This is a genomic window from Agrobacterium sp. NPDC090283, from assembly GCF_044769685.1.
Taxonomy (GTDB): domain Bacteria; phylum Pseudomonadota; class Alphaproteobacteria; order Rhizobiales; family Rhizobiaceae; genus Agrobacterium.
Window position 1 is genome coordinate 55,495 of record NZ_JBIVYG010000001.1, and the last position, 22,826, is coordinate 78,320.

The 22,826-nt window shown below is 62.3% G+C and carries 26 protein-coding genes; 18 read left to right on the forward strand and 8 right to left on the reverse strand.

Going from position 1 to position 22,826, the window contains the following annotated elements; genetic code table 11:
* Nucleotides 1-111 precede the first annotated feature (111 nt).
* The 7 genes from ACIQUH_RS00330 to ACIQUH_RS00360 all read left to right on the forward strand — a co-directional run bounded on the left by ACIQUH_RS00330 (nt 112) and on the right by ACIQUH_RS00360 (nt 4,761).
* Nucleotides 112-2,697 carry a heavy metal translocating P-type ATPase gene (locus ACIQUH_RS00330; protein WP_400811664.1) on the forward strand — a complete coding sequence of 862 codons (2,586 nt, stop codon included), beginning with the start codon at nt 112-114 and terminating at the stop codon, nt 2,695-2,697.
* On the forward strand, nt 2,694-3,116 hold the full coding sequence (cueR, locus tag ACIQUH_RS00335; protein ID WP_400811667.1) for a Cu(I)-responsive transcriptional regulator: 423 nt from the start codon (nt 2,694-2,696) through the stop codon (nt 3,114-3,116). Before ACIQUH_RS00330 ends, cueR begins: the two co-directional genes overlap by 4 nt.
* 53 nt (nt 3,117-3,169) lie before the next feature.
* Nucleotides 3,170-3,370 carry a heavy-metal-associated domain-containing protein gene (locus ACIQUH_RS00340; protein WP_269827965.1) on the forward strand — a complete coding sequence of 67 codons (201 nt, stop codon included), beginning with the start codon at nt 3,170-3,172 and terminating at the stop codon, nt 3,368-3,370.
* Between the two features lie 68 nt (nt 3,371-3,438).
* Nucleotides 3,439-3,705: an AbrB/MazE/SpoVT family DNA-binding domain-containing protein gene (locus tag ACIQUH_RS00345; RefSeq protein ID WP_400811670.1), complete on the forward strand. Its 267-nt coding sequence runs from the start codon at nt 3,439-3,441 to the stop codon at nt 3,703-3,705.
* The gene (locus ACIQUH_RS00350) at nt 3,705-4,064 is read left to right on the forward strand and encodes a type II toxin-antitoxin system PemK/MazF family toxin (RefSeq protein ID WP_400811673.1); all 360 of its coding nucleotides are present in this window, start codon (nt 3,705-3,707) and stop codon (nt 4,062-4,064) included. The genes ACIQUH_RS00345 and ACIQUH_RS00350 overlap by 1 nt, the downstream gene beginning before the upstream one ends.
* A 72-nt stretch (nt 4,065-4,136) precedes the next feature.
* Nucleotides 4,137-4,406, forward strand: coding sequence for a type II toxin-antitoxin system ParD family antitoxin (locus tag ACIQUH_RS00355; RefSeq protein WP_400811676.1), 270 nt, complete (start codon nt 4,137-4,139; stop codon nt 4,404-4,406).
* Nucleotides 4,396-4,761, forward strand: a complete 366-nt coding sequence (locus ACIQUH_RS00360) for a type II toxin-antitoxin system RelE/ParE family toxin (protein WP_400811679.1) — start codon at nt 4,396-4,398, stop codon at nt 4,759-4,761. Before ACIQUH_RS00355 ends, ACIQUH_RS00360 begins: the two co-directional genes overlap by 11 nt.
* Here ACIQUH_RS00360 and ACIQUH_RS00365 read toward each other — a convergent pair.
* On the reverse strand, nt 4,758-5,006 hold the full coding sequence (locus ACIQUH_RS00365; RefSeq protein WP_400811682.1) for a hypothetical protein: 249 nt from the start codon (nt 5,004-5,006) through the stop codon (nt 4,758-4,760). The genes ACIQUH_RS00360 and ACIQUH_RS00365 overlap by 4 nt on opposite strands.
* A 178-nt stretch (nt 5,007-5,184) precedes the next feature.
* Here ACIQUH_RS00365 and ACIQUH_RS00370 point away from each other — a divergent pair, with 178 nt between their 5' ends.
* Complete coding sequence (locus tag ACIQUH_RS00370; protein WP_400812474.1) at nt 5,185-6,573, forward strand: MFS transporter; 1,389 nt, start codon at nt 5,185-5,187, stop codon at nt 6,571-6,573.
* Between the two features lie 18 nt (nt 6,574-6,591).
* Here the strand turns inward: ACIQUH_RS00370 and ACIQUH_RS00375 are convergent, their stop codons facing one another.
* The 3 genes from ACIQUH_RS00375 to ACIQUH_RS00385 form a co-directional block, all read right to left on the reverse strand.
* Entirely contained in the window at nt 6,592-6,765 is a 174-nt protein-coding gene (locus ACIQUH_RS00375) for a hypothetical protein (protein ID WP_400811684.1), read from the reverse strand.
* 71 nt (nt 6,766-6,836) lie between these two features.
* Nucleotides 6,837-8,555 carry a GH32 C-terminal domain-containing protein gene (locus ACIQUH_RS00380; RefSeq protein ID WP_400811686.1) on the reverse strand — a complete coding sequence of 573 codons (1,719 nt, stop codon included), beginning with the start codon at nt 8,553-8,555 and terminating at the stop codon, nt 6,837-6,839.
* Nucleotides 8,556-8,656: 101 nt separating this feature from the next.
* Entirely contained in the window at nt 8,657-9,715 is a 1,059-nt protein-coding gene (locus ACIQUH_RS00385; protein WP_400811688.1) for a sensor histidine kinase, read from the reverse strand.
* Between the two features lie 173 nt (nt 9,716-9,888).
* Between ACIQUH_RS00385 and ACIQUH_RS00390 the strand changes: the two genes are divergently transcribed.
* Nucleotides 9,889-11,349 (forward strand): YdiU family protein, encoded by a 1,461-nt coding sequence (locus ACIQUH_RS00390; RefSeq protein WP_400812476.1) that lies wholly within the window; start codon nt 9,889-9,891, stop codon nt 11,347-11,349.
* A 192-nt stretch (nt 11,350-11,541) separates the two neighbouring features.
* On the opposite strand, the gene ACIQUH_RS00395 is transcribed toward ACIQUH_RS00390, so the two are convergent.
* Nucleotides 11,542-12,642 carry a saccharopine dehydrogenase NADP-binding domain-containing protein gene (locus ACIQUH_RS00395; RefSeq protein WP_400811690.1) on the reverse strand — a complete coding sequence of 367 codons (1,101 nt, stop codon included), beginning with the start codon at nt 12,640-12,642 and terminating at the stop codon, nt 11,542-11,544.
* A 147-nt stretch (nt 12,643-12,789) separates the two neighbouring features.
* Here ACIQUH_RS00395 and ACIQUH_RS00400 point away from each other — a divergent pair, with 147 nt between their 5' ends.
* Nucleotides 12,790-13,221, forward strand: coding sequence for an Lrp/AsnC family transcriptional regulator (locus ACIQUH_RS00400; protein ID WP_052817598.1), 432 nt, complete (start codon nt 12,790-12,792; stop codon nt 13,219-13,221).
* Nucleotides 13,222-13,439: 218 nt separating this feature from the next.
* Here the strand turns inward: ACIQUH_RS00400 and ACIQUH_RS00405 are convergent, their stop codons facing one another.
* Nucleotides 13,440-13,808: a winged helix-turn-helix transcriptional regulator gene (locus ACIQUH_RS00405; RefSeq protein ID WP_400811694.1), complete on the reverse strand. Its 369-nt coding sequence runs from the start codon at nt 13,806-13,808 to the stop codon at nt 13,440-13,442.
* Nucleotides 13,809-13,962: 154 nt separating this feature from the next.
* On the opposite strand from ACIQUH_RS00405, the gene ACIQUH_RS00410 reads away from it, so the two are divergent.
* The gene (locus ACIQUH_RS00410; RefSeq protein ID WP_400811697.1) at nt 13,963-14,802 is read left to right on the forward strand and encodes an SDR family oxidoreductase; all 840 of its coding nucleotides are present in this window, start codon (nt 13,963-13,965) and stop codon (nt 14,800-14,802) included.
* Between the two features lie 23 nt (nt 14,803-14,825).
* Here the strand turns inward: ACIQUH_RS00410 and ACIQUH_RS00415 are convergent, their stop codons facing one another.
* Both ACIQUH_RS00415 and ACIQUH_RS00420 read right to left on the reverse strand, forming a co-directional pair.
* Entirely contained in the window at nt 14,826-16,466 is a 1,641-nt protein-coding gene (locus tag ACIQUH_RS00415) for an alpha/beta hydrolase (RefSeq protein WP_400812478.1), read from the reverse strand.
* Nucleotides 16,467-16,505: 39 nt separating this feature from the next.
* Nucleotides 16,506-16,964 (reverse strand): hypothetical protein, encoded by a 459-nt coding sequence (locus ACIQUH_RS00420; RefSeq protein WP_400811700.1) that lies wholly within the window; start codon nt 16,962-16,964, stop codon nt 16,506-16,508.
* Here ACIQUH_RS00420 and ACIQUH_RS00425 point away from each other — a divergent pair.
* From ACIQUH_RS00425 to ACIQUH_RS00455, 7 genes are all read left to right on the forward strand, one after another.
* Nucleotides 16,951-17,472: a hypothetical protein gene (locus ACIQUH_RS00425; RefSeq protein WP_400811702.1), complete on the forward strand. Its 522-nt coding sequence runs from the start codon at nt 16,951-16,953 to the stop codon at nt 17,470-17,472. The genes ACIQUH_RS00420 and ACIQUH_RS00425 overlap by 14 nt on opposite strands.
* 7 nt (nt 17,473-17,479) lie before the next feature.
* Complete coding sequence (locus ACIQUH_RS00430) at nt 17,480-18,739, forward strand: DNA-packaging protein (RefSeq protein ID WP_400811704.1); 1,260 nt, start codon at nt 17,480-17,482, stop codon at nt 18,737-18,739.
* Nucleotides 18,740-19,307: 568 nt separating this feature from the next.
* A complete protein-coding gene (locus ACIQUH_RS00435) occupies nt 19,308-19,946 on the forward strand; it encodes a hypothetical protein (RefSeq protein ID WP_400811706.1) in 639 nt (212 codons plus the stop codon).
* A gap of 57 nt (nt 19,947-20,003) precedes the next feature.
* On the forward strand, nt 20,004-20,312 hold the full coding sequence (locus ACIQUH_RS00440; RefSeq protein ID WP_003522330.1) for a Dabb family protein: 309 nt from the start codon (nt 20,004-20,006) through the stop codon (nt 20,310-20,312).
* A 173-nt stretch (nt 20,313-20,485) separates the two neighbouring features.
* Nucleotides 20,486-21,652, forward strand: a complete 1,167-nt coding sequence (locus ACIQUH_RS00445) for a phage portal protein (RefSeq protein ID WP_400811709.1) — start codon at nt 20,486-20,488, stop codon at nt 21,650-21,652.
* Nucleotides 21,653-21,848: 196 nt separating this feature from the next.
* The gene (locus tag ACIQUH_RS00450; protein WP_020808622.1) at nt 21,849-22,169 is read left to right on the forward strand and encodes a DUF6107 family protein; all 321 of its coding nucleotides are present in this window, start codon (nt 21,849-21,851) and stop codon (nt 22,167-22,169) included.
* A gap of 28 nt (nt 22,170-22,197) precedes the next feature.
* Nucleotides 22,198-22,806, forward strand: coding sequence for an HK97 family phage prohead protease (locus tag ACIQUH_RS00455; RefSeq protein WP_400811712.1), 609 nt, complete (start codon nt 22,198-22,200; stop codon nt 22,804-22,806).
* The last annotated feature ends 20 nt before the right edge of the window (nt 22,807-22,826 follow it).

The following is a 22,826-nucleotide window of genomic DNA, read 5'->3' on the forward strand; positions in this document are numbered from 1 at the left end:
GTTTTGCGGCGGGGGCGGCACTCACGATTGTGTGTTCAACAAAAACTTTGCGCCTCCCTTGACCTTCCCATCATGGGAATCTCTACATAGGGTCTCGAAAGGGGATTTCCCATGAACGAGACAGTCAAACACGCCCATCGACATGAACCGGTTTCCATTCCCGTGGAAGGCATGACCTGCGCCTCCTGCGTGCGGCGGGTGGAAACGGCCGCGGCCAAGGTGCCCGGTGTCGTCTCGAGTTCCGTGAACTTCGCCACGAAGAAGCTCACGGTCGAGCCGGCCGAAGGTTTTTCGGCCAGAACGCTCGGCGCTGCCATCAAGAAGGTCGGTTACGATATCGCACCGGAACGGCAGGAATTTGCGGTGGAAGGCCTGCGGGGCGAGGCGGATGCCGAAAGGCTGAAGGCCGTTCTGGAAGCGGTCGCCACCATAATCGCCGTCAAGGTTGACGCGGCTTCCGGCAAGGCTTCCGTGGAGACGATTGGCGGCCGGCGTGAACGGGATGCGCTTGTGGAAACGGCAAAGCTCGCCGGTTTTCTGCTGAAGACGCCGGGGCCGCGCGACCATTCCGCCCATCAAGGTCACGGCCAGCACCACGGACATCATCAGGGCCACGGCCAGATGGCGGCGGCTGACGAAAGCGGCGGCCATGACCATATGCACCATGTGGGCGAGGAGGGTGCGCTGAAACGCGACCTGACGATCGCCGCGATCCTGACCGCACCGCTTTTCGTGCTGGAAATGGGCGGTCATCTCTATGAGCCGATGCATCACTGGCTGATGGGCATCATCGATACGCAGAACCTCTATTACATCTATTTCGTGCTGGCGACGGCGGTGATTTTCGGGCCGGGCCTGCGCTTCCTCAAGACCGGTTTTCCGGCGCTCTTGCGCGGCGCGCCGGAAATGAATTCGTTGGTGGCGCTGGGTGTCACGGCGGCCTATCTCTATTCCGTCGTGGCGACCTTCGCGCCCGATCTGCTGCCGGCGGAGGCGCAGTTCGTCTATTATGAAGCGGCAACCGTCATCGTCACGCTGATCCTGACCGGACGGCTTCTCGAAGCCCGCGCCAGCGGCCGCACGGGAGACGCCATCCGCAAGCTGATGAGCTTGCAAGCGAAGACCGCCCGCGTGGAGCGCGACGGTGCCACCATCGATATTTCCCCCGAGGACCTTGTGGCCGGCGATATCGTCGTCATCCGCCCCGGCGAGAGGCTGGCGGTGGATGGCGAAGTTGTCGAAGGCTCGTCCTATGTCGATGAATCCATGATATCGGGTGAACCCGTGCCGGTGGAAAAGGCGGTCGGCGCAACGGTTGTCGGCGGCACCATCAACAAGACAGGCGCCTTCAAGTTCAAGGCAACCAAGGTCGGCGCGGATACCATGCTGTCGCAGATCATCCGCATGGTGGAGGAGGCGCAAGGTTCCAAGCTGCCGATCCAGCTGCTGGTGGACCGCGTCACCGCGCTCTTCGTGCCGGTCGTCATCGCCATTGCGGTGCTGACCTTCATCGTCTGGGCGATTTTCGGTCCCGAGCCCGCCTATACTTTCGCGCTGGTCAATGCGGTGGCGGTGCTCATCATCGCCTGCCCCTGCGCCATGGGTCTCGCCACGCCGACATCCATCATGGTCGGCACCGGCCGGGCGGCGGAGTTGGGCGTATTGTTCCGCAAGGGACAGGCGCTGCAGGAACTGCGTTCGGCGCAGATCGTCGTGGTCGACAAGACCGGCACAGTGACCAAGGGCCGTCCGGAGCTGACCGATCTGGTGGTCGCGGAAGGATTTGCCGAAAACGAGGTTCTGGCGCTGGTCGCCGCCGTCGAGGGCCGCTCGGAACATCCGATTGCCGAAGCCATCGTCCGGGCTGCGGAAGAAAAGAAGGTGGCGACCCCTGCAGGACTCGAACCTGCAACCGTGGAAAACTTCGAAAGCGTGACCGGCTACGGCATTGCAGCCACCGTCAATGGCCGCAGGGTCGAAGTCGGCGCGGATCGTTACATGGCCAAACTCGGCCATTCCGTGGATATCTTTGCCGACGCCGCCGCAAGGCTGGGCGACGAGGGCAAGACGCCGCTTTATGCCGCCATCGACGGCAGGCTGGCGGCTGCGATTGCCGTCGCCGATCCGCTGAAACCTTCGAGCGTCACCGCCATCCGGGCGCTGCAGGCCATGGGCATCGAAGTGGCCATGGTGACGGGCGACAATGCCCGCACGGCGAATGCAATCGCCCGGCAGGTCGGCATTTCCCGTGTGGTGGCCGAAGTGCTGCCCGAGGGCAAGGTGAAAGCGGTCCACGAGATGCGAGAAGGCGGCAAGGTGCTGGCCTTCGTGGGCGACGGTATCAATGATGCGCCGGCGCTGGCCGAGGCCGATATCGGCATCGCCGTCGGCACCGGCACGGATGTCGCCATCGAAAGCGCCGATGTGGTGCTGGTCGGCGGCGATCTTCTGGGGGCGGTCAATGCGATCGAGATGAGCCGGGCGACCATGCGCAACATCAAGGAAAACCTGTTCTGGGCTTTCGGTTACAATGTGGCGCTGATACCGGTTGCGGCGGGTGTGCTTTATCCGGCCTTCGGCATCACGCTGTCGCCGATGATCGGCGCGGGCGCGATGGCGCTCTCCAGCGTCTTCGTTCTGGCCAATGCGCTGCGGTTGAAACGGGCAAAGGTGGCCCATCGGGAGGTGACGTCGTGAATATCGGCCAGGCATCGGAAGCATCGGGCGTTTCCGCCAAGATGATCCGTTATTACGAGCAGATCGGTCTCATCACCCCCGCCGCCCGCACCGGCAATAATTACCGGGTCTATGGCGAGCAGGACGTCCACAATCTGCGCTTCATCAAGCGGGCGCGCACGCTCGGTTTTTCGCTGGAAGAAACCGAGACGCTACTGAAACTCTGGCAGGACAAGAGCCGCGAGAGTTCGGCGGTGAAGGAAATCGCGCTCGTCCACATCGCCGATCTCGAGCAGAAGATCGCCGAGATGAAGAGCATGGTGAAGACGCTGTCCCATCTCGCCCATTGCTGCGGCGGCGACCACCGGCCCGACTGCCCCATCCTCGACGATCTCGCGGGCGCCGATAAGACAGACGGCAAGCCCACGAGAACCCACTGACCTTTAATGACAGCCGGCGCGGAAATAGTGGTGCCGGCCAGAAGGAGAAAACCATGAGCGCAACCACCTTCCTCATTCCTGATATGACCTGCGGCCATTGCGAAAAGACGCTGCGCGGCGCCCTCACGGAGGTGCTGCCCGGCGCGTCCGTCAGCATCGACCTCGATGCCCACAAGCTGACCGTGACGGGCGACGCCGCAACCGCAGAAGCGGCGATCCGCGAAGCCGGTTATTCGCCGGAACGGGCGGGTTGAGAGACGACTTCCGTTTGCGCAGGTCCAAAAATGTGCTACATATGTTGCACAAAATGGAGCCCAGACGGATGACCGTAACGACGAAAATAAGACGTCAGGGCGGTGCGGCGGTGATGACCATCCCGCCCGCTCTTTTGAAGATGCTGGGGCTGGAAATTGGTGAGCAACTGACGCTCGAGGTCGATAACGGCGCGCTGGTCGCCAGCCCGGTTCGGCAGGAAAAGAAGCGCTTCACGCTTGCCGAACTGCTGGAGGGTGCGGATGAAGTCGCCGCCCTCAACGCCAATGCGCGGGAGTGGGACGAAGCGCCGCCAGTCGGCAAAGAAGCCCTTTGATGGTCCGCAGCCAGATTCCGAAACGTGGCGACGTTTATCTGGTCGACCTGAACCCCGTCATCGGCAGCGAAATCAGGGACGAGCATCGTTGTATCGTCATCACGCCGAAAGAAATCAATGCCGTTGGACTGTGCCTTGTCGTTCCCGTGACCACGGGCGGAGTATTCACACGCAGGGCAGGGCTTGCCTTGAACATATCGGGCCACAGGACAACCGGTGTTGCATTATGCAATCAGGTGAGAAGCATGGACATTGTCGCCCGTGCCGCCCAGAAGAAAGCGAAATATATCGAAACCCTTGACGATGCGACGATCGACGAAATCGCCGCTCGTGTCATCAGCATGATCGATCCGGCCTGAGAACGCCAATTGGAATAATGAGCGATATATGCTACTGAGTAGCATGATCTTTCCTGTCGAGGGAGTGCCACAATGTCCGTCAAGGCGTCAGTTTCCATCTCCGACCAGCAGGACAGTTTTGCCCGCAGGTTAGTGGAAGAAGGGCGTTATGCCAGCCTCAGTGCCGTCGTCCAGCGTGGGCTGGAACTGCTCCGGCAGGAAACGGAATTGAAGGATGCCGAACTTGCCGCGCTTCGCGATTTGCTGGTCGAGCGCAGTCAGGGCGATTTCGTCTCGTTGGAAGACGGCAAAGACAGAACCGCAGCGATGATCGCAGCCAAGAAGGCCGGTTATGGCCTTTAGGGTCCTGCGCTCGACACAGACGGATCAGGACCTCGGCCTCATTCTCGACCATCTCATCCAGTCCTATCTCGACCTTGGTGACGCCTTGCCGGGGGCTTTCGTGCGCGCTGCACGACGGGTGGGGTCAATTGAAGCGGATATGGAGGCGCTTCACAAAGCGCCTTTTCAGGGAACATTATTGCCCGAAATATTGCCCGGCCTTCGCCGGGCAACGAAAAATCAGGCTGTCTTTTATTTCGATGTCGAGGAGGGTGAAAAGGCCGTGCGTATTCTCGCGGTGTTTTTCGGCGGGCAGGATCACCTGCGCCATATGCTCACGCGCCTTGTCTCCCGTCGCGCCCCGGACCTTCCCTAAACCTCGTCGAAAGCCCCGCCTTCCCGCGAAGGGTTGCGGTTGATCACCCGTTCCTCGGCATCGTCGGGCAGGGCCTCGTCGCTTTCCTGATAGGGATCGTCCTCGCTTTCGGCCTCTTCTTCCTCGATTTCCTGTTCGATGGATTGTGGAATTTCTCCCCTGGCGGGAAGGGCGTCGATGTCGAGATCGAGCAGGTCCTCGTCCATGGCGTCCTCGTTGCGGGGTATGATTTTCTCGCGGTCCATGACGGTATCCTTTCTGTCTGTTCATTCGACAAACGGCCCGAAGGGGCGGAGGGTTCCTGCCGCCGAAGAATTCCTTCAGGGCAAATGACGTGAAAAGCCGTCTTGACCTCAATGGCGCTTGAGGTTCTAGTTTGCCCGCCGTACCCGAAAAAATGGAAAGGATACGGCTTTGACGAGTATGGAAATGGCGGAAAAAAACGGCTGGGGCGAATTGCTGAGCGGGGCTAACCTCTCGCTTCTGACCGTCATCTCTGCCGGTATCGGCCTGCACGCCTTCAACCAGTTCGCGGTGGTGACGGCCTTGCCCGTCGCCGTCAACGACATCGGCGGCGCGGCCTTTTACAGCTGGGCCTATAGTCTTTATTTCGTCGGCTCCGTGGCGGGCGGCGTCACCGCCGTGCTGTTTCGCGAGCGTTTTGGCGCCCGCGCGGTGCTGCTTCTGTGCTGCCTGATCTTTTCCTTCGGTTCGGTCCTTTCGGCAATCGCCGGCGACTTTTTGTGGGTCGTCGTCGGCCGCGCGTTGCAGGGGCTGGCTGACGGGCTGATCGTCGCCGTATGCTACAGCCTCATTCCCGCCGGTTTCCGCTCCGGCCTGTTGCCGAAGGTCTTTGCCATCGAGGCGGCGATCTGGGCGGTCGCCTCCTTCATCGGTCCGCTGACCGGCGGTTTCGCCACCGAACATATCTCCTGGCGTGCCACCTTCCTGCTGTCGGCGCCGCTGATCCTGCTGCTGCTGGCCTATACTGTCGTTGCCGTTTCCGCCGAACGGCCGGTGGCGGCGACGCGCAAACCGCTGGTGCCGTTGGCTCTTTGCCTAGTCGGCGCATTGGCGTTTTCCGCGCCTTCCGCCTTCGAGGATGCAAGCCTGCGCGCCCTTTCCCTGCTCGTGGGGGCGGCGTTGCTGTGGGCCTCGCTGCGCGCGGGCATCCGGCCTTCCATCGGCCTGTTCCCGAAGGATTCCTTCCGGCTGAGGACGGTGCTTGGCAGCGGTTTCTGGGTGCTGTTCCTGATGTCCTATGCCCATGCGCTGGGCAGCGTCTATCTCGCTTATGTCGCCATCAATCTCTGGCGGCATGAACCGACCTTTGCCGGTTTCATCGTGGTGACGATGCCGCTTGCCTGGAGCTTCGTGGCGATGCTGATCGGCAGCCTGCGCTCGGCCCGTCTGCGGGAGATTTGCCTGCATTACGGTCCCTACCAGATGGTGCCCGGCTGCGCCCTGCTGGGGCTTGGGCTTGCGACCGGCAACTGGGGAGAGATGCTCGTCGGGCAAATCCTGATCGGATCGGCCTTCGGCATGTCCTGGGCCGGCATCAGCCAAGCGGCCATGGAGGCGGCGCCGGAAGAGGAACGCAAGATGACGGGTGCGCTGCTGCCGACCGTCGCGACGCTGGGCGCCGCCGCGGGTGCCGGCGCCAGCGGCACAGTCGCCACTGCCACCGATCTGGTGGCGCAGATCGAGCGGGCGGATGTGACGATGCCGATGGTTTATCTTTATGGGCTGGGCGTGGTCGTATCGCTGCTGGCGATCATGACCGCCAGCGGGCTGCGGGGCGAACGGCGCTAAGGTGCGCGCGCGCCGCGGTCAGGACTGGGTGGTGGCGATGGTGATCGCCGCCAGATAAACGACGAAGGACATGATCGCGATCGCGCCGATGATGATGACGATGCCCTTGCCGGCGCGTTTTTTCTCGGCCTTGTTTTCATTGGCTTCTGTCGGAAACAGGATCGGATCGCTGGTGTCGCGGATTTTCGTCATGCCGGTTCTCCTTTCGACGGATGTGTCGGGCGGTTTCGGTCTATCAACCGCCCAATCCGCCAAAAGGTTCCTCACGGTTTCAGCGCCCAGCTGGTGGCATGCACCACCGCGCCGGGTGCGGCCTTCAGAAGCGCCGAGCGCACGGGCTCGAAACCTTCAATACGCTTGGTGCCCACATATCGGCCGCGATTGGCGAAGACTTCGATGGAGCCATAATCGAGGAAGATGCGGATGCGGGATGCCTTCGCTCCCTTCGCGATATAATGCGGCGAGGGGCCGTCACGCCCGTCCTCGTGGCGGATCCACAGCCCCTCTTCATCGGAAACGACGCCCAGCCTGACCGCCGGATGATCGAGCGCCAGTTCGAAGGGCGCGCCGGGCGAGGCAAGCTCGAACAATATTTCCACCGCCCCGTTGATGAAGGTGACGCGTTCGCCGGCGGCAAGCCGCGTGCGGTCGAGAATATGGCTGCGCAGGCTTTCCGCCGCACCGATGGGCGGGGTCAGAAGTTCGCCATTCACATAATGCAGGCGGCGCGGCAGGGTCATCGAGGTCGGAAAATCGATCTCCGGATTGGCGTCCGCCCAATTGGCCAGCCAGCCCATGCCGATGATGCTGTCGCCATCCAGAAAGGCCTGGAAGGCATAATTATCGGTGCCGAAATCCAGCTCCTGCCCGGTCTCCTTGGTGAAGACCTTGCCGTCGAACCAGCCGACATCGGCCATGGTGAGGTTCTTGCGGCCGGTTTCCGGGTCTTCCGAATGCATCAGACCGTAGACCAGCACCCAGCGGGTGGAGCGGGCATTGGCCGGGCCATCGAGCGGCAGCAGGCAGGGGCATTCGATGGCCGTGGTTTTATAGCGCGTTTCCACCCACAGCTTGCCCACATAGGTCCAGCCGGATGCGGCGGTAGGGTCCGGCGTCTCGTAAAGCAGGATGACGCCGCCGCCATCGCTCTGGCTGCCGAGCACCATTTTCCACAGGCCATCGGGACCGCGAAACACGTAAGGATCGCGGAAATCCGGCGTCAGCCCCTGTCCGTCGGGCCGGTGGCCCAGAATGACCTCGGCCTGTCCGGCCATGATGAGATCGGAAGAGGTGGCGGTGAGCTGGATCTGCTGTTCGGGAATGCGGTCCTGCACCTGCTCGGTGAAGAAGACGCGGATGCCCGTGCCTTCCACCAGCGGAATGGTGGAGCCGGAATAGGCACCGCCGCGCTTGTCCGGCCGTGTCGTCAGATCCTCCGACGGGAAGAGGAAGATCGGCAGGTGCCGCCAGCGCAGATAATCCGACGAGACGGCATGGCCCCAATGCATGGTGTTCCAGCGCAGCCCGTGTGAATAATGCTGATAGAACAGATGCGGCCGCCCCTCGAAACGGCCGAAACCGTTGGGGTCGTTCATCCAGCCGAAGGGCGGGCGGAAGTGATAGCTGCCGGGAAGTTCGGGTGCGGCATTGTCCGGTTTGGTATGAACGACGGTGATGCCGGTTTCGAGCACATCCGACGCTGTGAACCAGTAGATGACGGAAACGGCTGTTGTGACCGTGTCGTAACTCAGCTCCACATGGCCGCCGCCGAAAACCTGATAGATTCGGAAACCGAACTCTTCCGTGTTGACGCTTGAAACTTCAGCGAATTTTCCGTTCTGATTGGAAAAGGACACAGCGCCGGGCTCGGCGTCTTTCTTCGCCTTCAGCCAGACATGGAAGGTGGCGTTGACCGGCAGGTCGGTGTGGAGGGTGCGGATGGCGCTTTCCGGCTCGGCGGTTACGGCTTCAACGACGGTCATTCCCGTTCCTTTCGTTGCGGCTATTTTCGTTCAGGAAACGCAACGAATGGGACGAAAGAAAGTTCAACCGCGGCCGCTTTCACTCAAGCCCGCCGTCCGGCCTATTCCTGTGCCGCGGTTTCGTATTTGCCGTCCAGTTCGAACACCAGCCCGTCCGGATGGTAGAAGGTGCGGCCCTCGCCGGAAAAATAGGCCGCGACGATCTGGTTGGTCAGGCGCGAGCCGAAGCCCGTGCGTTTCGGCGCGCTCACCCGCGGCCCGCCCGTTTCGCGCCAGCGCAGTTCGAAACGGTCGTCGCCGTCCAATGTCCAGCGAATGTCCACCCTGCCGCTTTCATTTGAAAGCGCACCGTATTTCAGGGCATTGGTGGCCAGTTCGTAAACCGCCAGCGACAGGCCGAGCGCCTGTTGCGGGGCAATCTCCACGTCCGGGCCGGAAATCGTCACCCGCGCCCTGTCATCGAGATGCGGATAGACGGAATCGCAGACGAGGGCGATGATGCCGGCGCCTTTGCCCGAAGCATGCATGAGGTTCTGGGCGTTGCCCAGCGCGGCGATGCGTTTCTTGATGGTGTCGCGTGCCTCTTCCAGCGTCTGCGAATGGCGCATGGTGGCGCTGACGACGGCCGTGGTGATCGCCATGGTATTCTTGACCCGGTGGACGAGTTCCCGCCGCAACAGCTCTTCCCGCTTGCGGCTTTCCACCGTCGCCGTCGTTTCGATCGTGATGTTGATCAACCCGGCGACCTTGCCGTTGTCGTCATAAAGCGGGCTGTAGGAAAAGGTCCAGTAGGTGTCTTCCGGATAGCCGTTGCGATCCATGATGAGATGCAGGTCTTCGGCAAATGTGCCCTTGCCGGACAAGGCGGTCTCCACAAAGTGCTTCACATCGTCCCAGACATCGGACCAGATGACATGAAAAGGCTTGCCGAGCGCCTCCCGTTCCTTGAGGCCCAGAAACGGCCGGTAGGCATCGTTATAGATGATGTTGAGGTCCGGCCCCCAGAACAGGCAGATCGCGTGGCCCTGCTTGAGCATGGTCCGCACCGTGGTCTTCAGCGCAACCGGCCATGTGTCCGTGGGTCCCGCCGCCGTCGATGCCCAGTCAAAAAGCCGGATGGCTTTGCCCATTTCACTATCGTCATCGGGGAAATGCGGCACGAACTCATCCTGTAGCACGGGGCTGATTACTGCATCTATGTAGGGACTGATACCCCCCGAGTTCAAATTGAATTTCTCTAAAGCTTGGCGCGGCCTGTCGAATTTGCCGCTGGCACCCTCGCAACCGGGCGCAAAAACCGCCATATCAGGCAAAAGCAGGGAGTTTAACCGTGATCAGATTCGACAATTCCTATGCCCGCCTGCCGGAACGGTTCAGCGCCGCCGTGCTGCCGACGCCGGTGAAGGCGCCGCGCCTCATCGCCTTCAACCGTGGGCTGGCCGATGAACTCCTTCTCGATGTGGCGGACCTTGACGATGAAAGGCTGGCGGCGATCTTTTCCGGCAATGTCGTGCCGCAGGGGGCAGAGCCGCTGGCCATGGCCTATGCCGGCCACCAGTTCGGCGGTTTCGTGCCGCAGCTCGGCGATGGCCGCGCCATTCTGCTCGGCGAGGTGATCGACAAAAACGGCAAACGCCGCGATATCCAGCTCAAGGGTTCCGGCCCGACGCCGTTTTCGCGCAGGGGCGACGGGCGTGCGGCGCTTGGCCCCGTGCTGCGCGAATATATCGTGTCGGAGGCGATGTTTGCGCTCGGCATTCCCGCCACGCGGGCCTTGGCGGCGGTTCTCTCCGGCGAAAGGGTACAGCGTGAAGTCGGCCTGCCGGGCGGCGTCTTCACCCGTGTTGCGGCAAGCCATATCCGTGTCGGCACCTTCCAGTTCTTCGCGGCGCGCGAGGATGACGAGGCGATCAGGAACCTCGCGGATTATGTGATCGACCGCCACTATCCCGAAGCGAAAGGCGCCGATAATCCCTACCTCGCCTTGCTGCGCGGCATCGCTGACAGGCAATGCGACCTCATTGCCCGCTGGATGATGGCGGGCTTCATCCATGGCGTGATGAATACCGACAATATGGCGGTCTCCGGCGAGACCATCGATTTCGGCCCCTGCGCCTTCCTCGATGAATACCACCCCAACAAGGTCTTCTCTTCCATCGATGCGCAGGGCCGTTACGCCTTCAACAATCAACCCGGCATCGCGCAATGGAACATCGCCAGGCTGGCGGAATGCCTGTTGCCGCTGCTCGATCCGCAAGTGGAAAAAGCCGCCGAACGCGCCAATGCCGTTCTGGCCGATTTCGCCGCCGCCTTCCCCAAACGCTGGCTCACCGGCATGCGCGAAAAGCTTGGCCTGACGACAGAGGAAGAGGGCGACATCGATCTGGTGCAGGCGCTGCTGGCGCTGATGCAGGCGTCGGAAGCGGATTATACGCTGACTTTCCGGCGCCTCTCCCATGCGGCAAATGGCGATGCCGAGCCGTTTCGCGGCATGTTCATCGATATTGCCGGAGCGGATGAATTTCTGGCGCGCTGGCGGGAGAGAGCCGGGCGTGAAGAACTCTCCGATGCCGACAGGTCAAAGGCAATGCTTGCCGTCAACCCGGCCATCATCCCGCGCAACCACCGCATCGAGGAACTGATCGAAGCGGCGGTGGAAGAGGATGATTTCGAGCCCTTCCACGCCATGCTGACGGCAATCGCCACACCATTCGCGGAGCGGCCGGACAATTTCGTCTATATGCAGCCGCCGATGAGCCATGAGCGGGTGTTCAGGACGTTTTGCGGGACATGAGTGCAAACTGGTCCGCTGCTTTCGAACGAGCGGGCGCCTCCTTCGCCTTCTCCCCGCCGGGGAGAAGGTCGCGGCAGCGGGATGAGGGGGTGAGGGTAGAGATATCAGGAGAGCTAGCCCCCTCATCCGACCCTTCGGGCCACCTTCTCCCCGGCGGGGAGAAGAAACCAGAGGCGATGCTGTGTCCTTAAATCACCCAACCTTGGCCAGCGGCTCATGCGAGCCATAATACCGGCCAAACCGGTTTTCGAGGAATTTCGGCAGGGCCACTTCCTCCTGCCGCACAAAACCCTTCTGCGGCAGGGTGCCTTCGGCCAGCAGATCGAGAACCGTGCAGATGCCGGCGGCGGTGGTGATCTGGATGGCGCTCATCATCCGGCCGGAAACCGGGCCGGCATAGACCTTGTTGGCGTAAGTTTCCTGCAGGAAGCGGCCGTTGCGGGTGCCGCAGACGGTGACGAAGACGATGACCACGTCCTGCATGGTGCCGGGCAGGGCGTTTTCGAACAGGTCCTTCAGCACGTCGCGACGGTTACGCAGGTTGAGGTCGTTCAGCAGTGCCTTCATGATCGCCACATGGCCGGGATAACGGATGGTGCGGTAATTCATCGTCCGCACCTTGCCCTCCAGCGTGGCGCAGAGCGTGCCGAGGCCGCCTGACGTGTTGAAGGCCTCATAGGTGACGCCGTCGAGCGAAAATTCCTCGCGCTCCTCCAGCGCCGGAACGGCGGTGAGGCGGCCTTCGACGATGGCTTCGCAGGGCTCGATATATTCGTTGATCAGCCCGTCCGTGCTCCAGGTGAGGTTGTAGTTGAGCGCGTTGGACGGATATTGCGGCAGAGCGCCGACGCGCATCCTGACGCTGTCCAGCTTGTCGAACTTGGCGGCGAGATCGGCGGCGACGATGGAGATGAAGCCGGGCGCGAGACCGCATTGCGGAATGAGCGCCGTCTGCGCCGTTTCCGAGAGCGCCTTGACCTTGCGGGTGGATTCCACGTCTTCGGTCAGATCGAGATAATGGGTGCCGACGGCGACGGCCGCCTCCGCAATGCCCGCCGTCAGGTGGAAGGGAGCGGCGGACAGCACGGCGAATTTGCCCTTCAACAGTGCTTCCAGCGCCGGACGGTCGGTGATGTCGACGATTTCGGTATCGACGCGTTCATGCGCCGGCACATTCGCCAGCTGGTCGGCCGAACGGTCGGCGACGGTGATGCGATAATCGCCCGATGCGGCCAGCATCCAGGCGATGGCCGAACCGATATTGCCCGCGCCGATGACGACAATGTTTTTCATGTTTTTGTTCCCCGCAGTAAATTCGCATGTCATTGCGCAACGAATGCGCTTCGAAGACAGAATGCCAGCTTTTATTGACGATTCGCAGCTTCACTATGTGCAGATGGTGGTCTATTATTGAACAGTTAGACGACAGGATTGGTCACTATGACGATCGCCGACAAGGACCGGGCGCTGCTCGCCCTGCTTTCCGAAAATGCCCGCATGCCGGTGGCGGAACTGGCGCGCAAACTTGGCCTTTCCCGCACCACCGTGCAGGCCCGCATCGAGCGGCTGGAGGCCGACGGGGTGATCGCCGGTTATGGTCTGAGGCTTTCGGAAAGCTATCTTTCCGGGCTGGTGCGCGCCCATGTGCTGATCACCATCGCACCCAAGGCGCTGCCCGGCGTGACGGCCGCACTTGCCGCCATCAAGGAGGTGACGACGCTGCATTCGGTGAGCGGCACGTTCGATCTGATCGCGATTTTGGCCGCCCCCTCGATCCTTGATCTTGACCGGTTGATCGACCGCATCGGTGCCTTGGACGGCGTGGAGCGCACGCTGTCGTCGATCATTCTGTCGACGCGGATTTCGCGGTAGGGGATTTTGGGTGTGCGGCAGGCGCAGCGCTGACTGTTATTCCGGGCGCTCTCTTCCTCCTCATCCCTGTTCCCCGGAACGAGCCCGAGGATGTCACAGGGATCCAGCCGACGCGCGTCTGCGCGACGGGGAAAGTCCTTTCAGCCCAAGGACTTGGGCTGGCTGGATTCCTGTGACAAGCACAGGAATGAGGGACGTATCGGTAGCCGCGCCTCCATTTAAGCCACCGCCCGCTCATCATACGCCTTCTGCGCCGCCAGCACCGCGTCCATATTGCCCTCCGCCCAATGGGCAATCGCCGCGACCGTGTCGGTCAGCGTCCGCCCCAGCGGCGTCAGCGAATATTCCACCGTCACCGGCACGGTCGGGAAAACCTGCCGGGAAATCAGGCCGTCGCGCTCCAGTTTCTTCAGCGTCTGCGACAGCACCTTCTGCGAAATGCCCTTGATCTCCCGCCGCAGCAGGTTGAAGCGCACGGCGTCCACCCGCAGACGGTCGAGGATCAGCAGCGCCCATTTGTCGGCGATCCTGTCCAGCACCATGCGCGTGGGGCAGCGGTCTTCATAGACGTCATAAATGCGTTCCATGGTCTCGTTCCGTTGTTTCAGGGCATCTTTCGGGGGAAAGCCGGTTTCCGCAAGGATACCAGATAACCGAAAAGTGCTCTCTTTTCATGATTTCTCCAGCGCAGTATCTGTGTTTTCGAAACATGGTTTCCATTAGATACTAAGGAGATTTGAGATGACAGGCAAGATACTCGTAATCGGTTCCACCGGCACCATCGGCACACCGCTGGTGAAAACGCTCCTTTCCAGGGGCGAAAGCGTGAAGGCGGCCTCGCGCAGCGGCAACGCCACGGGCGGCGCGGAAGGCGTGCGCTTCGATTATACCGACCGCGCCACCTACGCTGACGCCTTCGACGGCGTTGACCGTCTGTTTCTGATCCTGGCGGGCGGACGTCTGGATGCCATCGATGCGCTGACGCCGGTGGTCGAGGAGGCCGCGCGCCGCAAGGTGAAGATCGTCTTCCTCAGCGTCCTCGGCGTCGATGCCGACGATTCCATTCCCTATCGCCAGATCGAGCTGAAGATCATCGCTTCGGGCACGCCTTACGTCATCCTGCGCCCCAACTGGTTCGCCGATAATTTCCACAGCTACTGGAAGGCCGGCATCGACCACGGCCAGATCGCCGTTCCCGCCGGCGAGGGCAAATCAAGCTTTATCGATGTGCGCGATATCGCCGACAGCGCCGCCGCGGCGCTGACCTCTGACGCCTTTAATGGCAAGGCCTTCAACCTGACCGGTCCGAAAGCCTTCGGTTACGGCGAGGCAGCCGCGATCATTTCAACGGCGATCGGCAAGCCGGTGTCTTACGCCGCCGTTTCGGATGAGGTCTTTATCGGCATCCTCACCGGTGCGGGCGTGCCGAAGGATTATGCCTCTTTCCTCGCCTCGATCTTTTATCCCGTGCGCGAAGGCTGGACGGCGGTGGTGACCGGTGATGTCGAAACACTGACCGGCCATGCGCCGCGTTCGCTGGACACTTATATCGCCGATCATCTGGACCGGCTGAAGGGCTGAGGCTCCAGGCAGGCCCGTCGCGCTCACGCCGGATCGGTGGAGCCGCGGCGGGCCTTGAAGAACATCTTCAGCCGCTTGATCTCCCCGGGGCTCCAGCCGCCCGGCGCGGTCACTTCGGTCCATGCATCGATATAATGTTCCGGTGCATAGACATGGCCATAGCCTATCGGCGCCGTGGTGGCGGCGGCGACATCGAGGCCGAGCTGCAGCAGGGTGACGACCGGGAACCAGCGGAAGGATGTGGAAACGTCGGGCCCGTGATGCGCCATCCATTGCGGCCGCCGGTAAAGCGAGGCGGCCTCGAAGAAGGTGATCGGGTCGCTGGCATATTGCAGATAGACGATCCGCATCGGGCCCCACGCCGCATCGGGCATATGGGCGGTCGTATATTGGTTGGCGAAGCGGATGACGGAGGAATCGCGGAAACGTGGCAGCCATTCCGGCGTGCCCTTCACCCGGCCATTGGTGGCCATGCGCCATGTCGGGCTGGAAAAGGGCGGGCCGCTCCACAAAGCGCCCTGAAAGGGGTCGGAGAGCACATCGTAAAGATCGGAGGATTTCTGCGAATTGAGCGAGCCGAGGCTGAGGCCATGCAGGTAAAGCTTCGGCCGCGTTTCCTTCGGCAACGTGGTCCAGTAGCCGTAAACGGCCTCGAACAAAGCGCGCGCCGTCTCGACACCGTAGTCCGGCTCGGTCAGCAGGGCGATCCAGCTTGAAAGATAGGAATATTGCACGGCGACGCTGGCGATATCGCCGTCATGCAGATATTCGACCGTATCCAGCGCTTCCGGGTCGATCCAGCCGGTGCCGGTGGGAATGACTACCAGCAGCACCTTGCGCTCGAAACCGCCGACCCGCTTCAGTTCCTCCAGCGCCAGGGCCGCCCTTGCTTCCGGCGTCGAAGCCGAGTTGAGGCCGGCATAGACCCTGAGCGGTTCCTTTGCCGGACGATGGGTGAAGGCGGATATCTCTGTGCCATCAGGGCCTTCGGCGACGAATTCACGCCCGCGCCGACCGAGCGATTCCCATGTCATCAGTGAGGCGCTGCTGCCGGTTTTGAGCGCATCCGAGGGACGTGGCACGTCGGGCTCGATCAGCGCATCCACCTGTTTCAGCGAGGAATCGGCAAATCTGAGGCCGATATCGAAAATCAGCCCATTGAGCAGCATCCATGAGAGTATGATTGCCACCGCGATACCGAGCACATTGGCCAGGCGGCGCGGCAGGAAATGGCGGCTGCGCGCGGCAAAAAAGCGGCGGATAAGCTGGAACAGCCGGCCCGCACCGATAAGGATGGCGGCGACCAGCACCGCAAGGCCGCCGGTCTTGGTGGGATGGGCGCTGGGCAGCGGATCGAGTTCCATCAGCACGCGGATGGAATTCTGCCAGTCCTTCGCCTGCCACAAAAATGCAATCGCGGTGATGGCGGCGGCAAGCGCGATGAGAAAACGAATGCCGCGGACATTGTGGCGCGAGGGTTCGGGCAGTTCCAGATAGGTCCAGAGCGCGTGCAGGGCGACGCCGATCAGATAGCCGATGGCAAAGGAAAATCCGCACAACACGCCCTGCATCAGCCATGTGCGCGGCAGCAGCGAGGGGGTGAGCGAGGCGCAGAACAGAATAGTGCCGAAGACGATGCCGGTTGCCGAAAGACCCGCAAACAACCGCTCAACCCATTGTTTCACCAACTTGACTCGCCCCTTTTATCCACCGCTTGCGGCGTGAGTGTAATATGTGGCGGGGAAGGGTGCAAATGCTGTCGTCAGGATAAAAATCACAATCATAGGAAAATAATCCTTTACACCGTGACGGTGATTTGATAGTGTTTGGTTACGGTCGGAGATTTGCGGCTGAAGACGGCACGGTCCAAAGCGTTGCCGCTGGTTTGATGGCAAGCTTCCCTCGTAGTCGGTGCCATATCGTTGCCCATCCAGCCGCCGTCCAATTTTGTTCTCTGGGCCACAGCCCTTCTCCTCGTCATGCCGGGCTTGACCCGGCATCCAGCCGGCGCGCGTCTGCGCGGCGAAAAGACTTTTTTCAGCCCAATGACTTGGGCTGGCTGGATTCCGGCTCAGGGCCGGAATGACGGGAGGAAGATGTTCCGTCGCATAACCGCAATCGCCGCTCTTTCTCTCGCAGGCCAATCCCATGACAATGTCCAACAATTGCGATCCGGCGCTCTACGGCGTCTGGCCGGAAACGCCCGCCTATGCGGGTGAGGACATGCCGGAAGCCGCGCTTGAGACCAAATCGCGGGCCGACAGGCAGGCCGCCGAAGATGCGGCGCGCAACGGCAGCCTGCGACAGTTGCTGAACGAACTGACGGAGGAGATGCGCGATCAAGTCTGCATGTATCGCAATCTTCGGCAATCGGGCGAGGCGGGGCTTCTGTCTGATGCCGACGATACGGACGCAAAGCAGGCCCGTACCGATGTGAAAGTCGCGACGGATCAGCTGTCGCTCATCGTCCGCACGCTGGAACGGATCGACGCCCTGCAACGGGTGCTGGCGGAGGAGAGGCAGGCGCTTATGGGCGAGGATGAAACCGGGACGCAGGATTACGAGGCGGCGGTGGCGCATTTCCTCAACCGCATCGATGAACTGGCCGAGCAGAAATGCCGCGAGAGGCTGGAGGCGATGGCTGCGTCCGACACTGCGGCGGGGGTCTGACTGAAGCATGGCCGAAGTTTTGACCGAAGCGCGCCTTCAGGCGCAGGTCTTCAACCTCCTGCGCGATTGGCGTTTCATCGGCAACCTGCCGCAGCAGCCGCCGGAGGGCGACTGGCGGACGTGGCTGCTGATCGGCGGGCGCGGTTCCGGCAAGACCCGCGCCGGAGCGGAATGGGTGCATCATGTCGCTTCCACGGGCAAGCAGTCGGATCTGCGCATCGCGCTTGTCGCGGAAACGCTGGGCGATGCCCGCGAGGTGATGATCGACGGCATTTCCGGCATCTGTCGCATCGCCCGCCGCTGCCGTCCCGCCTTCGAGGTGTCGCGCCGGCGGCTCCTCTGGCCGAATGGTGCTGTGGCGCAGGTATTTTCCTCGGAAGACCCGGAAAGCCTGCGCGGCCCGCAGTTCCACATGGCCTGGGCGGATGAGCTGGGCAAATGGAAATATCCGCAGGAAACCTGGGACATGCTGCAATTCGGCCTGCGTCTGGGTGAGATGCCACGGCAACTGGTGACAACCACGCCACGGCCCATTCCGCTGCTGAAGGCGCTTCTCGCCGATCCCTCGACGCGCGTGGCACGGATGCCGACGGCTATCAATGCACGCAATCTCTCGCCCGGATTCCTCAAGGCCATGCAGGACCGTTACGGCGGCACGCGGCTGGGGCGTCAGGAAATCGGCGGTGAACTGATTGACGAGCGCGACGGCGCGCTGTGGAAGCGCGCCGATCTGGAAGCGATCATCGAGGCCGCACATGAACCGCTGGCGCGGATCGTGGTGGCGGTAGACCCGCCGGCAGGCGTCGGTGAACATTCCTGCTGCGGCATTGTCGTGGCGGGGCTTGGCATGTCCGGGCGGCTCACGGTGCTTGCGGATTGTTCGGTGGAAGGCGAAACGCCGGCCGGCTGGGCCCGGGCCGTGGTTGCCGCCTTTCGTCGCCACGAGGCGGACCGGGTGGTGGCTGAAGTCAATCAGGGCGGCGAGATGGTGCGTGCCATGCTGCAGAGCATCGACGCCAACCTGCCGCTGACCCTGGTGCGCGCCAGCCGCGGCAAATTCACCCGCGCCGAGCCGGTCGCCGCACTTTACGAACAGGGCAGGGTGCGCCACGCCGCACGGTTTGAAAAACTCGAACACCAGATGACGGATTTCGGGCCGGATGGTCTTTCGTCGGGGCGTTCGCCGGACCGGCTGGATGCGCTCGTCTGGGCGATAACGGCGCTGACGACGATGGTGGTCAGTGAACCGAAGGTGCGGGGGATGTGAGCTCGGTGATTATTGGCTCCCGCGAATGAGAGCCAATGACCGGTCGAGCGGATGCCCCCTGTTTCTTCTCCCCGTCGGGGAGAAGGTGGCGCGCAGCGCCGGATGAGGGGGCCACGGTCAATATATGCGGAGACAGTAGAGATATCTGGAGATGTTGCCCCCTCATCTGACCCTTCGGGCCATCTTCTCCCCGGCGGGGAGAAGAAAAGCGAGGCACCGTCATTGCCCGAATTCGGACGTCTGGCGGATATTATTTCTTCGGAGACTGCGCCGGCTTCGGCTGGGAGCCGGTCTCACGCATCTGGCGCCACTCGTTTTCGAGACGGTCATAAACGGTCTGGGGGATTGTCGCTGTCATGGTGGCATTCCTCCTTGAATGGTTAACGCTGCGGAATTGCGCGGTGAATGGAGTTAGCGCGCTAAGGTTCCGGAATTCAAGGAATTTTTTACCCCAAAACCCCGGCCTGCGGATTAAAATCGATTAAGGTTTTTTCAAATCGATTTAGTTCCGGCGGCCCGCATGTGGAAAAACCGGGCGTCATATCGCCCATCATTTTCAGGAGCTGTCATGGCCTATGACGAGGCGCGATTCTTCGCGTCGGCGCGGATTTCCATTTTCGGCGGTCGCCTGCGCGTGGCCCAGCTTGCCGACACGAAAACGATGCTGGCAGGATTCGAAAAGGCGATGCCGGGCGGCGATCCGCGCTGGCTCGCCTATATGCTGGCGACGGCCTTTCACGAGACGGCGGCGACCATGCAGCCGGTGCGCGAGACATTGGCGGCAAGCGATGCCGAGGCGATGGCAAGGCTCGACCGTGCCTTTGCGGCGGGCAGGCTGCCCATGGTGCGCAAGCCCTATTGGCGGCCGGATACGGAGGGGAAAAGCTGGCTGGGGCGCGGCTTCGTGCAGCTGACCCATCGGCGCAATTACGAGGCCATGTCGGCGCTGACAGGCGTTGACCTTCTGGAACGTCCCGAGCGGGCCATGGAGGCGGAGGTGGCCACCGCGATCCTGATCCACGGCATGGCGGGTGGCGGCTTCACCGGCCGCAGGCTCTCCGATTTCTTCGGTGACAGGCGCGAGGATTGGGACGGTGCACGCGCCATCATCAATGGCAGCGACCGGGCGCGGCTGGTGGGCGGTTACGGGCGCGCATTTCATCATGCGCTTGTCGCGGCGCGGATTGAACCCGGGCGGGCCAGATGATAACCCGTTACACGGTGCCGAAAGGCCGTCTTCGAAGTTTGCATGACAGGTGACACCGTGATCCGCCATATCGTCTTTTTCACCGTTCCCGAGGAAAACCGCGACGCCGTGCGCAGGGGGCTTTCCGGCCTGACCGCGATACCGCATTCGCTGAAACTTGAAATCGGCGAGAACGTGAAGAAGGACCAATGGGGCAACTCGGTCGATTTCATCGTCTATGGCGAGTTTGAAAACGAGGCGGCGCTGGCGGCCTATAAGGCCGACCCCGCCTATGATCTTTCGACCCGCACGGTAAAGCCCCTGCGCGAAACCCGCGTTGCCGCCGATTTCGACAGCGATACGGCGGTGAAAGCGCCGATCCGGTAAACGTCCGGTTTCCGCTGCGAAAGTGACGTGCATCCGCACGTAGTCTGCTGAGAACGGGAAAAAACGTTTCCTCCGTCGTAGGGCTGAGGCCCCCGGTACCCTCATTCCTGTTCCGGGGAACAGGGATGAGGGGGCATCGGGGCCTGAGCCGCCATCAAAACAAGGACAACCCAATGCGATTTCCCTTCTCCCTGCCGTGGCTGCGCCCGGCGGATGGCAGAGCCGTGCCTGAAGGCCGGAAAATGGCCGAAGGCTTCATGGCGGTTGCGGTGCAGGGCGGGCAGGCCTTCTGGTCCGGCCGGTCCTATGCCGCGCTTGCCCGCGAAGGCTTCATGAAAAACCCGGTCGCTCACCGCGCCGCCCGCATGGTGGCGGAGACCTCGGCTTCCGTCAGCTGGCTGCTTTATGATGGCGAAGAGGAACTGGCCGACCACCCGCTGCTGGCGCTGCTTTTAAAACCGAGCGCCCATATGGGCGGGCCGGATTTTTTCGAGGCGCTTTACGGCCACCTCATGCTGGCCGGAAATGCCTATATCGAGCCGTTGACGGTGGGCGGGCGGCTGCGCGAGCTGCATCTCCTGCGGCCCGACCGGGTGAGCATCGTCGAAGGATCGGATGGCTGGCCGGTGGCCTATGATTACCGCGCCGAGGGCCGCGCCTTGCGCCGCATCGCCGCCGAGCGCGACGGGCTGGGGCTGCTGCATCTGAAACTTTTCCATCCGCTGGATGACCGGGCGGGTTTTGCGCCGCTCGCCTCTGCCGGTGCCGCTCTCGATCTGCACAATGCCGCAAGCCAGTGGAACAAGCGCCTGCTCGACAATTCCGCCCGGCCCTCCGGCGCGCTTGTCTATCAGCCGAAGGAGGGCGGCAATCTGTCCACCGAACAATATGAGCGGCTGAAGCGCGAGCTGGAGGAGGGCTATCAGGGGGCGATGAATGCCGGCCGGCCGCTGCTTCTGGAAGGCGGGCTGGACTGGAAGGCCATGGGTCTTTCGCCGCGCGACATGGATTTTCTGGAGGCACGCAACGGGGCGGCGCGTGATATCGCGCTGGCGCTCGGCGTGCCGCCAATGCTGATCGGCATTCCCGGCGACAATACCTATGCCAACTACCAGGAGGCGAACCGCGCCTTTTATCGCCTCACCGTCCTGCCGCTCGTTTATCGCACGGCGGCGAGGCTGTGCGGCTGGCTTTCTCCGGTCTTCGGTTCTGGGCTGAGGCTCGAACCCGATCTCGACAGGATCGCCGGGCTTGCCGGTGAGCGGGATGCGCTCTGGGCACGCATCGGCACGGCCTCGTTCCTCAGCGACGAGGAAAAACGCGAGGCCGTCGGTTATTGAGCGGGCAAAACCGCGCCCTCAAAGCGGGTTGCGTCTGCTCAATCATTTTCTGAAGAAGCGGACTCTCCTTGTGAGCTCTTCCGCCCAAGCGATTCCGAAGATTCGCAAAAACACCCATCGCAGGCGCGCAAGAAGCGCCTGCGGGCGGCGCGGTGCGTGCGCCCGGTTTCAACATTCTAGAACGGAATGATTACCCATGTCTGAATTCGCCAATGAGGCCGGCATCTGGGCCGCCCGCATCACCGGCGCCGTGGCGGGTGCCGGCGTATCGCTCGTTTATCTCCTGCCGAAAAGCAAACGCGAGGCCGCGAGCCGTTTCATCACCGGGGTTTCCTGCGGCATGATCTTCGGCGGGCCGATCGGCCTGTGGATCGTGCAGCAGCTCGATATTGCCGGCGCGCTGTCGGGCCGGGAAATCATGGTGGCAGGCTCCGCCGCCGCCAGCATGGGCGCCTGGTGGGGGCTGGGCGTGCTGGTGCGCATCGCCGACCGCTACGGTGCGCGCCCGCGCGCCTGATACTTCCTTCACATCGCAGGAGTTTTCCATGCACGCTTATCGCGGGCCGCGTCCCGCCACGCGCAAATTCGCCAATCTGGAGCTGCGCGGCATCGCCAGCGATGGCACCTTTTCCGGTTATGCCAGCGTCTTCGGCGAGGTCGATCTCGGTCAGGATGTCATCGAGCGCGGCGCTTTCCGCCGCTCCATCGAGGAGCGCGGCGCGGCCGGTATCCGCATGCTTTACCAGCACGATCCCGCGGAGCCGATCGGCGCCTGGCGCACCATCCGCGAGGATGAGCGCGGCCTTTATGTGGAGGGTGTTCTGGCACCGGGCGTCGCCCGGTCGCGGGAAGTGCATTCGCTGATGAAGACCGGCGCACTGGACGGGCTGTCGATCGGCTTTCGCACGGTACGTTCCAGTAAAGAGGGCCGTGCCGGTAAGGAGGCGCGCTCCGGCAAGGCGGCCGGCTCAGGTGTCCGGCGCATCCTGGAAGCCGACCTCTGGGAAATCTCGGTCGTGACCTTTCCGATGCTGCCTTCGGCGCGGGTCTCCGATGTCAAACACGCCCGCTTCTTCCGCGACCGCGAGACCGAGCTGGTGCGCAGCATGCGCCGCGCCGCCCGCTCGCTGTTCGAAACGACATTCAAACGCTGACTTCCGGACAATCACCCACA

Excerpts from the sequence above, each read along its gene's own strand:
- ACIQUH_RS00330 (WP_400811664.1), top strand. The coding sequence starts at position 112 with ATGAACGAGACAGTCAAACACGCCCATCGACATGAACCGGTTTCCATT.
- ACIQUH_RS00340 (WP_269827965.1), top strand. The coding sequence starts at position 3,170 with ATGAGCGCAACCACCTTCCTCATTCCTGATATGACCTGCGGCCATTGC.
- ACIQUH_RS00345 (WP_400811670.1), top strand. The coding sequence starts at position 3,439 with ATGACCGTAACGACGAAAATAAGACGTCAGGGCGGTGCGGCGGTGATG.
- ACIQUH_RS00350 (WP_400811673.1), top strand. The coding sequence starts at position 3,705 with ATGGTCCGCAGCCAGATTCCGAAACGTGGCGACGTTTATCTGGTCGAC.
- ACIQUH_RS00355 (WP_400811676.1), top strand. The coding sequence starts at position 4,137 with ATGTCCGTCAAGGCGTCAGTTTCCATCTCCGACCAGCAGGACAGTTTT.
- ACIQUH_RS00360 (WP_400811679.1), top strand. The coding sequence starts at position 4,396 with ATGGCCTTTAGGGTCCTGCGCTCGACACAGACGGATCAGGACCTCGGC.
- ACIQUH_RS00365 (WP_400811682.1), bottom strand. The coding sequence starts at position 5,006 with ATGGACCGCGAGAAAATCATACCCCGCAACGAGGACGCCATGGACGAG.
- ACIQUH_RS00370 (WP_400812474.1), top strand. The coding sequence starts at position 5,185 with ATGGAAATGGCGGAAAAAAACGGCTGGGGCGAATTGCTGAGCGGGGCT.
- ACIQUH_RS00375 (WP_400811684.1), bottom strand. The coding sequence starts at position 6,765 with ATGACGAAAATCCGCGACACCAGCGATCCGATCCTGTTTCCGACAGAA.
- ACIQUH_RS00380 (WP_400811686.1), bottom strand. The coding sequence starts at position 8,555 with ATGACCGTCGTTGAAGCCGTAACCGCCGAGCCGGAAAGCGCCATCCGC.
- ACIQUH_RS00395 (WP_400811690.1), bottom strand. The coding sequence starts at position 12,642 with ATGAAAAACATTGTCGTCATCGGCGCGGGCAATATCGGTTCGGCCATC.
- ACIQUH_RS00400 (WP_052817598.1), top strand. The coding sequence starts at position 12,790 with ATGACGATCGCCGACAAGGACCGGGCGCTGCTCGCCCTGCTTTCCGAA.
- ACIQUH_RS00405 (WP_400811694.1), bottom strand. The coding sequence starts at position 13,808 with ATGGAACGCATTTATGACGTCTATGAAGACCGCTGCCCCACGCGCATG.
- ACIQUH_RS00410 (WP_400811697.1), top strand. The coding sequence starts at position 13,963 with ATGACAGGCAAGATACTCGTAATCGGTTCCACCGGCACCATCGGCACA.
- ACIQUH_RS00425 (WP_400811702.1), top strand. The coding sequence starts at position 16,951 with ATGACAATGTCCAACAATTGCGATCCGGCGCTCTACGGCGTCTGGCCG.
- ACIQUH_RS00430 (WP_400811704.1), top strand. The coding sequence starts at position 17,480 with ATGGCCGAAGTTTTGACCGAAGCGCGCCTTCAGGCGCAGGTCTTCAAC.
- ACIQUH_RS00435 (WP_400811706.1), top strand. The coding sequence starts at position 19,308 with ATGGCCTATGACGAGGCGCGATTCTTCGCGTCGGCGCGGATTTCCATT.
- ACIQUH_RS00445 (WP_400811709.1), top strand. The coding sequence starts at position 20,486 with ATGCGATTTCCCTTCTCCCTGCCGTGGCTGCGCCCGGCGGATGGCAGA.
- ACIQUH_RS00450 (WP_020808622.1), top strand. The coding sequence starts at position 21,849 with ATGTCTGAATTCGCCAATGAGGCCGGCATCTGGGCCGCCCGCATCACC.
- ACIQUH_RS00455 (WP_400811712.1), top strand. The coding sequence starts at position 22,198 with ATGCACGCTTATCGCGGGCCGCGTCCCGCCACGCGCAAATTCGCCAAT.